Source organism: Streptomyces sp. YIM 98790 (assembly GCF_011421595.1).
Lineage (GTDB): Bacteria > Actinomycetota > Actinomycetes > Streptomycetales > Streptomycetaceae > Streptomyces.
Window position 1 is genome coordinate 1 of sequence record NZ_WTLH01000383.1, and the last position, 1,228, is coordinate 1,228.

The window sequence follows — 1,228 nt, forward strand, 5'->3', positions numbered from 1 at the left end:
TGGCCACCGCCCTGGCCGCCGGGCGCGGCGCGCTGGCCGTGCTGCCCGACGGCCGGGCCGCCGCCCGGGTGGACGCCGCGCTCACCGCCCTGATCGGCCCGGGGCGGCACGTGCTGCTCACCGCCGAGGCCGGTCCCGAAATCCGCTACCGGCGCTGGCTGGCGGTCAGCCGCGGCACGGTGCGGGCCGTGGTCGGCACCCGGGCGGCCATGTTCGCCCCGGTCCGGGACCTGGGCCTGGCCGCGGTCTGGGACGACGGCGACTCCTCCCACCGGGACGACCATGCGCCCCAGCCGCACGCCCGGGAGGTGCTGCTGCTGCGCGCCGCGCATGAGCGGGCCGGATTCCTGTGCGGGGGGCACGCCTGCACCGCCGAGGCCGCTCAGCTGGTGGAGACCGGCTGGGCCCGGCCGCTGGCCGCCGCCCGCGAGACGGTCCGGGAGACGGCCCCGCTGGTCCGCACCGTCACCGAGACCGACGAGGCCCGGGACGAGGCCGCGCGCGCCGCCCGGCTGCCCACCCTGGCCTGGCAGGCCATCCGGGAGGGGCTGGAGCGGGGGCCGGTGCTGATCCAGGTGCCGCGCCGCGGCTATGTGCCCCGGCTGGCCTGCGAGGACTGCCGGTCCCCGGCCCGCTGCGCCGCCTGCGGCGGTCCGCTGGCCGCGGTCGGGCGGGGCGAGGCGCCGCAGTGCGGCTGGTGCGGGGAGCGGGCGCCCGAGTGGCACTGCCCGGTCTGCGGCTCCGCCCGGCTGCGCGCCCGGGTGGTCGGCGCCCGGCGCACGGCCGAGGAACTGGGACGGGCCTTTCCCGCGGTGGCCGTGCGCACCTCCGGCCGGGACCACATCCTGGGCACGGTTCCCGGCCGGCCCGCCCTGGTGGTGAGCACCCCGGGCGCCGAGCCGCTGGTCACGGACGGCCCCGGCTATGCCGCCGCCGTCCTGCTGGACGGCTGGGCCCTGCTCGGCCGCCCGGACCTGCGCGCGGCCGAGGAGGCGCTGCGGCGCTGGCTCCATGCCGCCGCGCTGGTCCGCCCGGCGCCGGAGGGCGGCCGGGTGGTGGTGCTGGCGGAGGCGGCCGAGCGGCCGGTGCAGGCCCTGGTCCGGTGGGATCCGGCCGGGCACGCCGTCCGGGAGCTCGCCGACCGCGCCGCGCTCGGGCTGCCGCCGGCCCACCGCATGGCCTCGGTGGCCGGACCGGAGGAGGCGGTACGTGCGCTGCTCGGCACGGC

Annotated in this window: 1 pseudogene; it reads left to right on the forward strand. The window is 81.0% G+C overall.

The features are described from left to right. Positions 1-1,228: pseudogene (locus GQS09_RS28250) on the forward strand (primosome assembly protein PriA); the annotation flags it as partial.